This is a genomic window from Paenibacillus sp. 01T442 (assembly GCF_056398345.1).
Map to the genome: position 1 here is coordinate 1 of NZ_JBFTPF010000025.1, position 14,862 is coordinate 14,862.

The window sequence follows — 14,862 nt, forward strand, 5'->3', positions numbered from 1 at the left end:
GTTTTGGCGTGTATGGTTAACAGATTTCCGATCGTACTTATCGCGGTGTCATTTCCCTCGCTGGCCATAATGATTAGAATCTGGCCTTTATCGGCCTTGATCGCGGTCCCCAACACGTTGAAATGATTTCTAAGTGAGCTCAGGGCACCGTCAGTCAAGGAGAGAGAACCGTTGCTATTGGTTACTGTGTCGAACTCCAGCAAGTTCGGATCATAATTCAGAATGACATCGAGCGTAGTGAAGCTGGAGACCAAGCTGCTCACGCCAACAGTCAAATCGAATTGCTGTTGCTGATAGACAGCCTCGGGACCGATTAATGTAGCTGCAGTTACATTTGCAATTTGTCCGCTGATGGTGATATTCGCTTCTCCTTTGACACCTGAGTTGTCATGGGCTGTTGCGATGACTTTCACCACACCATCCTTAACTACGGTTAACAATCCCCCAGCACTGATCGTCGCTTTATCCGTTGCCGTTCCGTCCGCGTTGACGACGGACCAAGTGAAAGTTTTATCAACGGCATTCGCAGGCCATACATCTGCAGACATTTGCAATGTGCCGCTTTTCGTCGTAATCGATGATGCTCCGCCCGCTCCGGATACGTTTATGTTGGCAACTAAATTCGGAGATGTAAATGGTATCGTGCTGCCGTTCAAAGTAAAATTCGTAAATTCCGCAGTTTTGACAGGAATAGCCGTATTAAATTTTCTTGTAAAAATGCCTACTTTGGGATTCGTTATCGCCATGTCGAACAGATCGGCAACCTGAGTCCACTTTGTACCGTCGCTGCTATAATAGCCCTTGTACATTGTTCCGGATTTTTCAATTTTCAAGAAGATATCCGCAGGAGCCACTAGGTCATCGTAGTTTTTATCTATTTGAGCGCCATTTTTTATTTGAGAAAATCTAAGCTGTTTGGAAGCACCAGGGTTAGCGCCATTAGCTTGACGCCCAAATGTAATCGCATTGCCATCATCCTGATAGACGATCAATCCGGCCCATTCATACCCATTTGATGCATCAAACTTTACCTTGGTGGAAATGGTGAAGTCGCTAGTACCGGGACTTCTCAGAAGAATATTACTCGGTTTAGTTCCGCCCCAGCTTCCTTCGATTGTCGTTAATCTTATTGCGTCCGGACTGCTTTCTGCGTACCAATTGCTGCTGATTTCTCTTACCCATGACCAACCGCCGCTCAAGTTTTTCCCCGGACGCGGAGCTGGTTCCGGGTATTGCCCGTTATAACTGTATACTCTGACATAGTCTACAAGCATTTGTTTCGGTTTCGTCCAATCCGTCGTCGCATCAGGATTTCCCGGCCAATCGCCTCCGACCGCCAAATTCAATTGAAGATAGAACAACTGGTCGAAAGGAGCGGGGAAAKGGTAATCCGACGGTTTACTGTTGTCTTTGCTGAACCAATCATTTTTAGTTAAATAAAGAATGCCGTCGACATACCATTTGAATTCCCCTGGAGACCACTCCAAGCTGAACGTATGGAAGTCATCCGAGAATTTCTGATTATTGGGCAGAATATAATTTCCTCCCGTATGTGTCCACGGATTGCCATAATGGATTGTACCGTATACCGTGCCCGGATCATGTCCGAGAAACTCCATAATGTCGATTTCGCCACCAACCGGCCATCCACCGTAAACATTTTGGTTGGTTGGCATCATCCAAATCGCAGGCCACATTCCTTTGCCTTCCGGTAATTTGGCCCGAATTTCGTATCGACCATATTTCCAATCGCCTTTCGATTTCGTCTCCAGCTTGCCGGAAGTATATTGGCTTCCTTGATAACTTTCCTTGCGCGCTTCAATAATTAAATCCCCATTCTCAACACGGACATTCTCGGGGCGATTCGTATAATTCTGCAGCTCGTGATTGCCATAACCGCCGCCGCCTGTGGTGTAGTTCCATTTAGATGCATCTAACGTAGAATTGTTAAACTCATCATTCCACACTAACGTCCATCGAGAGTCACTTGTGGTGTCGAGAGGCGTTACCCCTTCTCCTACGCTGCCTTCAGCGGCATAAATCGGTGATAACGACGCTACCGACGCAAACAGTACAATAACTAGAAAAGTTATAATTACTTTTTTGAATGTCAAGGTTTCACACTCCCAGACAAATTCTTATCTAAAAATCTAAGAATTAAAACAACCGCTTCTGCTCGGGTAGCGTTATCATTCGGAGCGAATAGATTATTTTCTTTCCCGTAGATCAGTCCTGCTTTGGCTGCCGCCGCAACAGATTTCTGCGCATACGCGGGAATCATTTCGACATCAGCAAAAGTCGGATTCGTCTCGGAATCTGTTTCCAAGCCAAAAGCACGAACGAGAATAGTTGTTAATTCTGATCGGGTAATCGGTTGATCTCCACGAAATGTGTTGTCCTCAAACCCGTTAATGATTTTAGCTTTAACAGCCGCCGATACAGAAGGTCTCGCCCATGTCGGGATTTCGTCGAGATCGACAAACGAGAGCTCGCTTGCGTCTTCTGCCGGCAATTGCAGCGCGCGTAGTAGTATACTAACAAACTCGTTACGAGTAACATGACGTTGAGGACGGAACGTACTATCGCTGTAGCCTGTAATAATTTCAAGCTCAACAGCTCGCTGAATCGATGCCTCAGCCCAGTGCCCGGCAATGTCATTCAGCAACGGCTTGCCAATCGTTATGGACACTCGCTCCCCTACGTTATGCGATGTCTTTTCCAATTTAGAATTAACAAGACTCACATCTTTGATCTCGATTGCGGCATCCCCCTGGCCAATCGTTTGAAAGCTCAACGTGAAGAAAGTTAAGTTTCCGTTATCTCCGAGTACTTGACCTATTTTCGAGTGCGCAAATGTAAGATTGTCTCCCTTTACGATTGGACTGACTGTAAATCCTGAACCGGCGCTTTTCGCCTCTTTAAACCTCAGTCGCTCGGAATCGAACGCGATATTAAATTCATATGCAAACACATCGGTGAGGTTTGTCCCCTTGACAGTAACCTGAATCTCTTTATCAAAGTCAGCTTTGCTGCTCGTAATCAAGGCATATGAAGGAGCACCTGCGGCAAGTAACCTTTGCGGCTGCAACCAGGGAATGCATACTAATAATGCCAATCCAAGTGTCAACAATTTACTTGTCCTTCTAATCATTCCCATTTTCACCCTTTCCATATGGATCAAGGAGGACGGCAGTTTCGCCATCCTCCCCAATCTTGAATTTAATTATCTAAAAGCCAGTTGTCGAGAAGCATTCTTGCTACTGCCGCAAGGACTTGAATATCGATTTTGCCGCTATTAAAGATATCGGCTGCTTCGATTTCACTCCAGTTGGCATCTGTTGACTTCGCTCCATAATACTTAGAGATGACGGACAGATCATTGATGGTGACACTCGTTTGACCTGGAACTAGCGTAACAATCTTCGTCAGGAATGTTTGCAGTGCCGTATTCACATCTGTTGTCGCCGTGTTCACTTGCGTCTGCGTTGCCGCCGAACTGTTTAATACTGCGTTAGCGCTCGTTATAGCCGCCTGCAATGCCGCTCTCGCAGCCGCCGGATATTGACCGATTTTGGTGCCTTCGGTCACTGCATCATRCTTGCTTTGCGCAGCTGTAATCGCTTTGCTCARTGCTGATTTGTCTACAGTACCAGRATCGGTGTRTACYGAATTATTGAACGTTGTCAACGCCGCATTTAGAGCACTCAWTGCATCCGCAACTTCCGATTGGGTTGATGCTGCGTTATCACGCACTGCTTTGGCGTTGTTAATAGCTGTCTGTAACATCGCTTTCGATCCGTTCGGATACTGGCCGATATTATTTCCTTCCGTCGCTGMATCATGCTTGCTCTGAGCAGCAATAATCGCAGCGTTCAATTCCGCTTTATCCACATCTTTAATTTGAATGCTKAGAGATACTCCGGTAACTGGCGTACCCGAACCYGCGAGGGAAACGTTAAARTCGGATAACGACACCGTTGTTTCCCCTRCTGCAACCCCCGCTTTGGTTTTGGCGTGTATGGTTAACAGATTTCCAATCGTACTAATCGCGGTGTCATTTCCCTCGCTGGCCATAATGATTCGAATCTGGCCTTTATCGGCCTTGATCGCGGTCGCCAACACCTTGAAATGATTTCTTAGTGAGCTCAGGGCACCGTCAGTCAAGGAGAGAGAACCGTTGCTATTCGTTACTGTGTCGAACTCCAACAAGTTCGGATCATAATTCAGAATGACATCGAGCGTAGTGAAGCTTGAGAGCAAGCTGCTCACGCCAACAGTCAAATCGAATTGCTGTTGTTGATAGACAGCCTTCGGACCGATTAATGTAGCTGCAGTTACATTTTCAATTTGCCCGCTGATGGTGATACTCGCTTCTCCTTTTACACCTGAGCTGTCATTGGCTGTCGCAATGACTTTCACCACACCATCCTTAATAGCGGTTAACAATCCTCCGCTACTAATCGTCGCTTTATCCGTTCCCGTTCCGTCTGCGTTGACGACGGACCAAGTGAAAGTTTTATCAACGGCATTCGCAGGCCATACATCTGCAGACATTTGCAATGTGCCGCTTTTCGTTGTTATCGCTGATACTCCGCCCGCTCCGGATACAGTGATGGAAGAAACTTCTTTTTCAATTTGTCCGCTGATGGTGATATTCGCTTCTCCTTTAACACCTGAGCTGTCATGGGCTGTTGCGATGACTTTCACCACACCATCCTTAACTGCGGTTAACAATCCTCCAGCACTGATCGTCGCTTTATCCGTTGCCGTTCCGTCCGCGTTGACGACGGACCAAGTGAAAGTTTTATCAACGGCATTCGCAGGCCATACATCTGCAGACATTTGCAGTGTGCCGGCTTTCGTTGTTATCGCTGATGCTCCGCCCGCTCCAGATACAGTGATGGAAGAAACTTCTCCTAGTTGGCCAGTGATGTTGATCGTAGCGTCTCCGGTTCGTCCAGATCCGTCAATGGCTGTAGCAATGACTTTTACCTGTCCATTCTTAACTGCGGTTAACACTCCTGCAGTGCTGATGGTCGCCTTATCGGTAGCAGTTCCATCCACGTTCATAACGGACCAGGTGACTGATTTGTTATCCGCATTAGCAGGCAATACTGTTGCAGACATTTGCAATGTGCCATTCAAAGCAGTGATAGCCGTTGCTCCGCCTGTTCCCGTAACAGCAATAGAACTAACAGGATTCCAATAGGGGATAATGCTGCCGTTCAAAGTGAAATTCGTAAATTCTGCCGTTCTGACAGGGATAGCCGTATTAAGCTTCCTTGTAAAAATGCCGACTTTGGGATTTGTTAAAGCAATGTCGAACGAATCGGCCACCTGCGTCCAAGTATCTCCGTCGCTGCTGTAATACCCCTTGTAAACCGTACCTACTTTTTCAATTTTCAAATAAATATCCTTTGGATAGACGGGGTCATCGTAGTTTTTATCCGTTTGCCCGCCAGATTTGATCTGAGAGAACCTCAGCTGATTGGCGGCAGGGCTACCGTTTGCTTGCCTTCCCAATGTAATCGCATTGCTATCATCCTGGTAGATGATCAAACCGGCCCACTCAAAACCGTTTTTCGCATCAAAATTCAACTTCGTGGAGATTGTTATGTCGCCTGCGACGGGACCTTTAAGAAGGATATTACTCGGTTTAGATCCGCCCCAGCTTCCTTCGATTGTCGTTAATCTCATGCCGTTAGCATTATTGGATACGGTCGCCCAATCTGCTTGGCTTTCCCTCACCCATGACCATCCACTGGCTAATAAAACTGTCTGGCCTATTATGGTGATGGTTTTCTCGCCTTTTACGCCGGAATTGTCGTTAGCTGAAGCGATAACCTTCACTGCTCCGTCTTTAAGAGCGGTTAACAAGCCTTCGGCACTAATCTTAGCTTTATCCGTTGTTGTACCATCCGTATTCACGACGGACCAAGTAACTGTTGTAACGTCCGCATTCGCAGGCGCTACTGACGCAGTTAGTTGTAAAGTGCCGCTTTTTGATGCAATCGTTGATACGTCGCCTGAAGAGGATACGATGATCGCAGAAACTTTCATGAATTGATTGCTAATAGTGATTGTTGCTTCGCCTTTCACTCCTGTACCGTCTTTGGCTGTCGCGATGACTTTCACCGTTCCGTCATCAAAGGCCGTTAACAATCCTAAAGAATCAATCGTAGCCTTGTTCGTTGCCTTACCGTCCGTGCCCACGACCGACCAAGTGATATTCTTATTCTCTGCATTCGAAGGCATTACCGCAGCAGACATTTGTAGAGTGCCGCCTTTTGTTGTGATCGCCGTTGCGTTGTTAGCTCCGGTTACTACAATACCCGTTACGGGTACGCTCGGTCCAACCGCTACGGTAATAACAGCTTTTGCCTTGAACGCACTGCCAGCAATCGTTCCATTTACAGTAAAGCTTCCTGCAGCAGCGTATTGGGAAGGGTCGATGCTATCCCAGGTAACAGGTACCATTCTCGTACTGTTATCGTTGTACACTTGTGCGACTAATGCAGGTAACACKGGTGCAATCTTAGCAATAATGTCTATTGCTATATCTTTAACGCTTAGAATTGTTCTTGGAACATAATCTGTCAATCTCAGATTTTGTCCTCCAACGGTTACCGCACCACCCATGTTGTTCACAATATGAGTGATCTCACTTCCAGCCATACCGCTTAAGAAAACAGTCGTCGCATGGTGGACCTTAACGCCTGGCTTATCCGGGACTTCTATTGCACTTTCAAGCTTCACAGGTGCATCCCTAAAGAAGGAATATACTCCCAATCCGTAAGCTTCATGTTGATTCACCGAGTCCGCGACTTTGTAGCCTGCATAACCCTTAACAGTCCCATAGTTGCTCATCCAGCTTTCTTGATCCGGGACGTCATAAGGAATTTCACATTGATAAAAATACATCTTCCCGCGTTCACCATTCCAAAGCGTCTGATACTCATGGAAATGCTCTACAAAAAGGCCGAATATCGTTACGTCATTTCCATTTACGATCATCCCATTGGTCGTTAGATTTGAATTCCATGCAGCACCCGTGCCGTGATCTGCGCGCCATACCCAGAAATGGTCGCCAATGACGTAGTTGCTGTTGATTTCGATACATACTTCGGCTAAGGCAAGAGCATCACCGCCTACTCTAAAGTAGAGGTCGTGAAGAGAAGTTGGATTAGCCGAGTGATCAGCTGAACTGCCCTTTGGTCCAACCTCCAATAATACAGGCGAGCTGGTAGACCCAGCTTCAAACAGAAGTCCAGCAATTTTAACTCCATCAACATCAGCAACTTGCAGCGCCACAGATCCGTTGTCTGAGTGCAAAGTAGCAAGTCCCAGGCCTAACACAACCGTGTTTGGATTCGATACTACGATCGGTTTGCTTAAATGATATACACCTGGAGTAAGCAGCAGGTGCTTACCTTGGCTAAGTGCGGCATTGACATTATCTACGTTGAAAGTATCCACGTCTGCGATATAGAACTGATCGATCGGAATGGAAGTTCCATCCGCAGGTCCGTTCGCCCAACTGGTTCCTTGCGCAGCACGGGAAACATTCGGAACGAAAACGCTGTATTTATCGGACGCGTCAATGGTGAGGAAAGGTTTTTCCCGAATAATCGGCGTTTGATCGACGATTGTATATGCGTTTGTTGGGTAGTTCTCTACCGGATTATTCGTGTTCCCAACAAGCGTCATATTCCAGAGTGAACCTGCCCATTCACCCCAACTGTTATTTCTGGAAAACCACTGCTGTTGTGATCCAGGAACCACTCTTCCATCGATCTTGGAATCGGATAGGAAGCCACCGCTTGCCCATCCTCCTACATCATGAAGCGACAGATTTCCTTTAACGTGCAGACGTCTCATGGATGCGGCCTGCGATACCGCATATTTCATATCTCCACCTTGGGGCGTTACGGCGAGGTTCTCAATGGATCGCCAGAAGTTTTGAGTAGCATTGTGGTTCGTCATCCAGTTGGCATCAACCGTTACCCCACCATTGATAGTGACATCGTCGGGCATTTTCCCCAGACCGGCAACATGCGTGTAGAAGCCAACTCTAACTGCCGTGCTGTATGCGCCTGGTTTAAAGAGAAGCGCGTATCTTTCGGAACCAAATTGATTCGTTTCTTGTTTAGTAAACACGTTAGTAGCAATCGTCTGAATGTCTGCTGCTGGCATGGCCGGATCAAATACATAGACATTCTTACCAAAGTCAGGCAGCGTTAAAGCGGCAATTGCTGTAGACAATGCTGATTCTACGCCTCCGCTCACGGAAGAAACTTTGTAGAAATATCTAGTATTAGGTGTCAAGCCCGTATCTAAGTAGTTGTATGTCATTATCGCTGCGGTATTAATCTTATTGAATGTTCCGTCGCTGCTCGTGGAACGGTAGACGTTATAGCTTGTTGCGCCGGGCACGGTTGTCCAAGCCATGCTTACTGTTTTTGTCGTAGTCGTACTTATACCGAATTGATCAGGTAGAGTTGCTGCAAATACTGCAGCTGACATTGCTGATTCTCCGTCTATGCCGACCGCTGTAATTTTGTAGTAAAATCCAGAGTTTGCGGGCAATGCCGTATCTACAAAGCTGGTTGAGGCAATGGCTGTCGTATTGATCTTGACGAATGTACCGTTACTGGTTTTCGAACGATATACGTTATAGCTGTCCGCACGAGCTACGATTGCCCAGCTCAGAGTAGCGGAATTCGTTGTTGTTGAATCGACGGATGGTGTTGCGGGTGCATCTGGCGCACCTAGAGAGGTGCGGATCTTGAATGTTTCGTTGATACCTATTGTAGCGCTGGATGCGGTCAAATAGGGACCATTAGCATTCGAGGTATTAACCGATATATACAATTTTTTACCGCCAATACTTTTGTTCGCCTTTATCGCTACAAATCCAGTCTCAACCCCATTGCCATCCTTTAATTTTTCAATATAGAATTTTTCCCAGCTAGTGGTTGTCACTCCTGGTGCTGCTTTTGTTGGCTTCAATGCATCGGTTTGAATAACCTCAGTACCGACTTTGTAATCTTCTGTGGTAAGGAACATATTGTTCGCCTTAGACTTAATATTGATTGAGCCATCAAGATTTCCATTACTATCTTTACCGTCAACTATCACAAATGATTCAGCATCAGCTGCTGTGATGTTATTGGCTGTACTGTCAGCTGTAATCCCATTAAGACCAGAAGCTCTTACCATTTTTGAATTGGCCGACGCAGTAATATAAGAATAATCTTTAGCGATATACGCGTGGGAAACACCAGGCGTAGTCATGAAAAGGCTTACATTTAAAGACAAAGCTAGAATGATAGATAAACCTCTTCTCAGCATTTAAAAAACCTCCAACGAATGAATTAGTCATGACTCTTTACTTTGATGCTGATTACCTTAAATGGAAGTTCCGAAGCACCGTCCTTTCCTGTTATGTATTCTCCACCAATCCGATATGTATCATTATCACTCGCTTGTATATACAAAATGTATCATTGATTCTGCAAATGTACAACTTCTTTCCACCGCATAATTATTCATTTCTCATCATTTATAAGAATCTAGAATCATTCATTTTGATATTTTTCTCATTAATTATTACCCCACACCTTACCTTAGATTGGAAACCGAACCGACTTGCATCATTTCATTTAGTAAACGGTTACATTCCTTTCACCGATCACCCTCTCTTATTCCAAAAGTAGGATACTATCTCGTAGTTGATATCTTCATCATAGAGAAATATCGCTTTCATTGAAAGCGGTAAACTTAAGAAGAATAGGAGATTAATTCAAGGTATTGGCTGCATTTTACAAGCTATTTTCAACCTAAAAACTTAATGTAACTTGATTCGATAACCTTCGACTCAGACTGCTAAATTATGCAAATATCACAAAAAAGCCGAGGTGCACACTTATTGATGTGATCTCGGCTTTTCCTGTTAAGCAATACGCGTGGCGGCTAACTGGTAATAGGCTTCACCAAATAATCATCGACGCCTAAGTTAAAACCTCTCAATTTATCGATGTCCGATCGCAACGCCATAGATCCCGCCTTTGATTTTATCCAATAAGTCTGTTCTGTTCATATTCATTACTCCCTTCCCCCACTACCTGTATGCGTCATTATACATTCAATCAAGCTATGATATATATGATATATCTTCAAAATATGACTTACTTTCTCGGCTCTCTCCTCGAGAGTTCCTTGTAATAGGAAATATGGGATTTGTCTCATTTTGAGATCAGCAATAATCTGCTTCTGGAACACAAACCGCTGCACCTCTCCCGATCGATCCCAAGTATCTTCATAAGGAATATCGGTATCGCAAACAAAAACAAGCTCATACCGCGACGCCGCGTCCACTGCCAGTTGAGTCAAACGTGGCGTAGCCGTACCATGATAGTAATGAGAAAACATATACGTTGTAATCGCGTTGGTGTCTACGAAGAGAACATCTCGCGCTTCTTTCACAAGAAGCTCCTCTCTTTCCAAATGCCCCTCCGCGATCTCCTCTAGCTGCTCTAACGATAATCTGCGGTCCATCTGATGCTTCTCCCAATATTCCCGTCCGTACTCCGCCATCCAACCTGTATGCATCTGTTTCGCCATGTGAGCGGTAAGTGTGGATTTCCCTGTTGAGGGAGCCCCAAGAAATACGACTTTTGCAATCATATCTTTATATACAACCGGACTCAGAAACTTTCTATTGTCAAAAGGGTTCCCCCTCACTTGCGTGCCCGAAACTGGAAACGTGTTCCGATCTGGATCCACCTGGCGATTCACCGCTCCCAAAGCCGCGCTCATGTGATCACCATAAAACTCACTGGAGTAAAAATGTGTGATCTTCCGCCCCGCAAGCTTCTGCAGGATATAGGTCTCATGCATCCTTTTAATCTCAGGCGTATCGCCTATTTCATTAGAACCGTCCCATGCTTCGATCACATGCACCTGCGGATAAAGGGTACGAATCCAATTGGATCGCACACGCAAAGGTATATGCGTCGTTTCGGGACAATCGTAGATGACAACAATCACTTCATCCATCTCCTTGATCGCCGTTTCGATCATGAATTGATGTCCCGCGTGCAGAGGTGCAAACTTCCCAAGTGTTAAGCCTGTTCTGTGTTGTGACATGTGAGTTCCCTCCGATCTACCATGTGTAACGCCCGTCTCCATCCAACATAGCCAGCAATAGCGATAAACAAGAAAATAAGGTATAGGAAGGCAACAGCATACAAATCTTTGTAAGCATACATGGCTACCGACATCACGTCGACAGCAATCCAGATGAGCCAATTCTCTAGCACTTTTGACGAAAGTAGATACTGGGCTATGAGGCTTAAAGTAGCAATGAACGCATCCGCATAAGGAATCGAGGCATCCGTGTATGTTTGCAGGACATAACCCCAAAGCAGGGTCATCACCACCAGTAACACACTTAATATGAACGTGAGTCGTGATGTTATTTTTCTAGTCGGACGTACCTTGGTACCTTCTCTTTTTGTCAGCCACATGATCCAACCATACACGCTTAGTATGAAAAAGAACACCTGCAGCATCGTATCCGCATATAGTTTCGCTTCCCAAAACATCACGAAGAAACAACCCACATTGACCAGTCCAACTGGCCAAGACCATACATTCTCCTTCGCTGTTAACCATACGCACAACAAGCCTGTCGTCGTCGCGACGATTTCGATTGCTGTTGATGAGGTGTAGATCGCAATGGCGACCATACAGACGAATAGTGCCAAGAATGACCATGCTTTTCTCATACGTAACGCCTCCTTAAGATTAACTCCAAATGAATAATACTATCAATATGACATTATCAAAAGGTAAAAAAGAACCGCCTAGCTGTAAATCGACAGCTGCGGCGTCAGATCCGTAAAGCGATAGAGCTGTGCGGCTCTCTGCGAGTAGCGATTGGAAAGCTTCGGTTCTCCGTTACGATCCACCGCTTCTTCAATAATGCCTTTGCGGCTTTGCGTAGACGTAATTTTACGAATGAAGTTGCTTTCCTCAAAATGCGGCACGACCGTTTGAATCACTTGATACAGTTCACCAATCGTGAATTCTTCGGGAAGAAATTCCTTGGCAATGGTTGTCGTTAGCATCTTTTTCTGAATCTGATGCAAGGCGTCCGTCAATATCTGCCTATGATCAAAAGCCAACTCTAACTTTAGCGCTTCCTCAATCGTAAACAGTTGCACATCTGAAGCGTCTGTGTCGGCACGTCTTTCAGACAACATTTTCTCATGGACTAAAGCGAAGAAGGCATGAGAAATGATCCATCCTCTCGGATCACGTCCCGGTTCACTATAGACGTTTAAATATTCCATATGAACATCCACGATGCCGGTTTCTTCCTGCAATTCTCGTTTCGCGCAAGTGTACATACTCTCTGACTCTTGGCAAAACCCACCAGGTAACGCCCACTGGCCCTCAAACGGCCATTGTTTTCTTTGAATCAGCAGGACCTGTAAGTCCCGAATGGGCAGCGCCTTTTTAGTTGTATGCTTCTCGGTAGATGTAATCGTGAAGATGACAATATCACTCGGTGCACCGTCTGGTGTCCGATACTTCTGGGAGGAGTAGTTCGACTCTTTTTCGTTCGTGTCCAATGTGACACCTGCTTTCACAACTTTAATGTCGATTTGATATTATCATTATGACATATTAAAAGGAGATGTCAAGTGGATTATCGCCACTTTAACATCAAGGTGGATTTGAATACTATGAATTACATTTTACCATGTTCAGAGGAAATAAATGAAAACCAGAAAAGACCCAACTCCATATATGACATGGGGTTGAGTCTTACATCAATCGTATTTATCTTCATCCACTCGTTCTACACGATCCAGAATTAATTCCAGTTCCGTTTCCAAATTCAAATGCAAGGGAGCAGGCAATAGGTCGAAAATATCTTGGATCATCTCGATTTCAAGCATACTATCCAGGGTTAGAGGCATGGGATCTTGACGGAGTACCCAATCGCGGACGGTATCTACAAATACATAAAACGAAGATTGGAATTGATCGGCCACAGCTTCTTTCTCATCGCTTTGATAGGAGGTCATGGTCTGCCAGTTATGAAGAGTTATGTCTAAAGCTTGTTTGACTGTGGGATCCATAGGACTCTCCTTATGCCTGACCTTGCGCAATTTCAGCGAGCCGCTCTTTAATATTTTCCGTACAAACACCACCATGATAAGTGATGACAGTTTCAATGTCATAGTCCAGTAACTTTGCTACCGATTCGAGCGCTAACGGCATATCCGGCGTGAACTGAGGATTCGGGGGCATTAGCACACCATCTTGTGACGTAAGCGCGTCCCCGGAAATTAATGTTTTGCTGCCTAGGTGGTACAGACTGATATGATCTGGCGTATGTCCAGGCGTAAAAATAACTTGAATGCCTCCGCCATAAGGGAGTACGTCCCCATCCTGAAGCGCTACATCTACTTTAGTTGGAGTAGCCAAAATCTTGCGTTTAACCAAGGGCACTTCCCCTTGAATATAAGGTTTACCTAGTTCGTGCGCCAGCACTTCGATCCGTCCTTCTGCAGCGCCCACCAGCTCTGGCAGGCTGCCAATGTGATCCATGTCCTGGTGAGTAATGATGATTTTCGTCAGCTTTTCAAAAGGAAAGGATGCCTCCGCAAGTTTGTCTCGTATAAGCCCTAGCTGGCCAGGGATTCCCGTATCGACGAGAATGACTTCCTGCTCGTCCCAAAGTAATGCCGCGTGTACAGTGAATGGATTCCCATTGACATCCATATCCAAAATAAACGGTTGAATTCCTGCTTGATCTCCCATTCCTACACCTCCAGAATATTTACCAAACGAATAATTCTATTGTAAGGGCTAGCAAATGTAAGATCAATTTTTGCAGCTTTATCTCGCTGTACCGTATAACAATTTATTTTTCCATAAAATCCTATATACTAGTAATTAAATGGGTAATGGGGGCGATCCTATTATGACTGAGTTCATGTCTTTTTCTGCCACTGAGAATTTAGCTACAATCCCTGGAAAGCTGATTTCCGGCCATTATCGTCAGTCCTTTGGTTACAAAGTTAAACGGTCCAATGGTACGAAAGATTATTATCTGACCTTGACGTTGAAAGGGACAGGTTTATTTAACAACGGTAAAGAGACTTACGAATGCCAGCAGGATGAGGTTACTTTAATCACACCCGGTACCCCCCATTTTTACGGAACGCCAGAGAACACGCTATGGGAGTTTTATTGGTGTCATTTTGTCCCGAAGGAAGAATGGTTACCGCTTTTACAGCTGCCAGAGGCGATTAAAGGCATACGATCAGCTCGCTTTCATTCTGAAAAAGAGTCGCTTCAGATAACTATCGCTTTTAACGAATTAGTTCAATACAACGATGAAACGGATTTCTACTCCGAAAGATTCGCTATCAACGCACTAGAAAAAATCCTCCTTCTCCTGTCCAAAAGTGCCATGCAACCCGAATATCCTCTTGATTCACGCATAGCGCGAACTTTAGCGCTCATTACCCAACATTATAATCAACCTTATACGATTGCTGAACTGGCTGCGTTGGTTAACTTATCCCCTTCTAGGTTCGCCCATCTCTTTAAAAGCCAGACCGGTGAATCCGTCATGGACATGTTAAATAAAATTCGACTTCGCCAAGCTAGAAAACTTATAGAAACGACTTCATTAACAATGGCCGAAATTGCGGAGGAAGTCGGATTCAATCATCCCTTTTATTTCTCTCGTCAGTTTTCCGCTTTCTATGGGACATCCCCTGCCCTATGTAGAAAGCGCATTCAACAGTTAAGAATGGAATAAAAGAAGCGCCGGAGTAA

The 14,862-nt window shown here is 45.2% G+C and carries 9 protein-coding genes; 1 reads left to right on the top strand and 8 read right to left on the bottom strand.

Going from position 1 to position 14,862, the window contains the following annotated elements; all coding sequences use genetic code 11:
• The 8 genes from AC1DLM_RS19145 to AC1DLM_RS19180 all read right to left on the bottom strand — a co-directional run.
• The coding region (locus AC1DLM_RS19145) for a family 16 glycosylhydrolase (protein ID WP_477570869.1) at positions 1 to 2,114 on the bottom strand (2,114 nt) is incomplete at its 3' end.
• Positions 2,111 to 3,151, bottom strand: coding sequence for an S-layer homology domain-containing protein (locus AC1DLM_RS19150; RefSeq protein WP_441988411.1), 1,041 nt, complete (start codon positions 3,149 to 3,151; stop codon positions 2,111 to 2,113). The genes AC1DLM_RS19145 and AC1DLM_RS19150, both read right to left, overlap by 4 nt.
• Before the next feature lie 68 nt (positions 3,152 to 3,219).
• On the bottom strand, positions 3,220 to 9,351 hold the full coding sequence (locus AC1DLM_RS19155; RefSeq protein WP_477570870.1) for an Ig-like domain-containing protein: 6,132 nt from the start codon (positions 9,349 to 9,351) through the stop codon (positions 3,220 to 3,222).
• Between the two features lie 753 nt (positions 9,352 to 10,104).
• A complete protein-coding gene (locus AC1DLM_RS19160; RefSeq protein WP_441988409.1) occupies positions 10,105 to 11,148 on the bottom strand; it encodes an AAA family ATPase in 1,044 nt (347 codons plus the stop codon).
• On the bottom strand, positions 11,124 to 11,789 hold the full coding sequence (gene pnuC / locus AC1DLM_RS19165) for a nicotinamide riboside transporter PnuC (protein ID WP_441988408.1): 666 nt from the start codon (positions 11,787 to 11,789) through the stop codon (positions 11,124 to 11,126). The genes AC1DLM_RS19160 and pnuC overlap by 25 nt, the downstream gene beginning before the upstream one ends.
• Positions 11,790 to 11,867: 78 nt before the next feature.
• Positions 11,868 to 12,638, bottom strand: coding sequence for an NUDIX domain-containing protein (locus tag AC1DLM_RS19170; RefSeq protein ID WP_441988407.1), 771 nt, complete (start codon positions 12,636 to 12,638; stop codon positions 11,868 to 11,870).
• A gap of 201 nt (positions 12,639 to 12,839) precedes the next feature.
• The gene (locus AC1DLM_RS19175; RefSeq protein ID WP_477570871.1) at positions 12,840 to 13,151 is read right to left on the bottom strand and encodes a hypothetical protein; all 312 of its coding nucleotides are present in this window, start codon (positions 13,149 to 13,151) and stop codon (positions 12,840 to 12,842) included.
• Between the two features lie 10 nt (positions 13,152 to 13,161).
• Positions 13,162 to 13,836, bottom strand: coding sequence for an MBL fold metallo-hydrolase (locus tag AC1DLM_RS19180; protein ID WP_477570872.1), 675 nt, complete (start codon positions 13,834 to 13,836; stop codon positions 13,162 to 13,164).
• A 163-nt stretch (positions 13,837 to 13,999) separates the two neighbouring features.
• On the opposite strand from AC1DLM_RS19180, the gene AC1DLM_RS19185 reads away from it, so the two are divergent.
• Positions 14,000 to 14,845, top strand: a complete 846-nt coding sequence (locus AC1DLM_RS19185) for a helix-turn-helix domain-containing protein (RefSeq protein WP_477570873.1) — start codon at positions 14,000 to 14,002, stop codon at positions 14,843 to 14,845.
• The last annotated feature ends 17 nt before the right edge of the window (positions 14,846 to 14,862 follow it).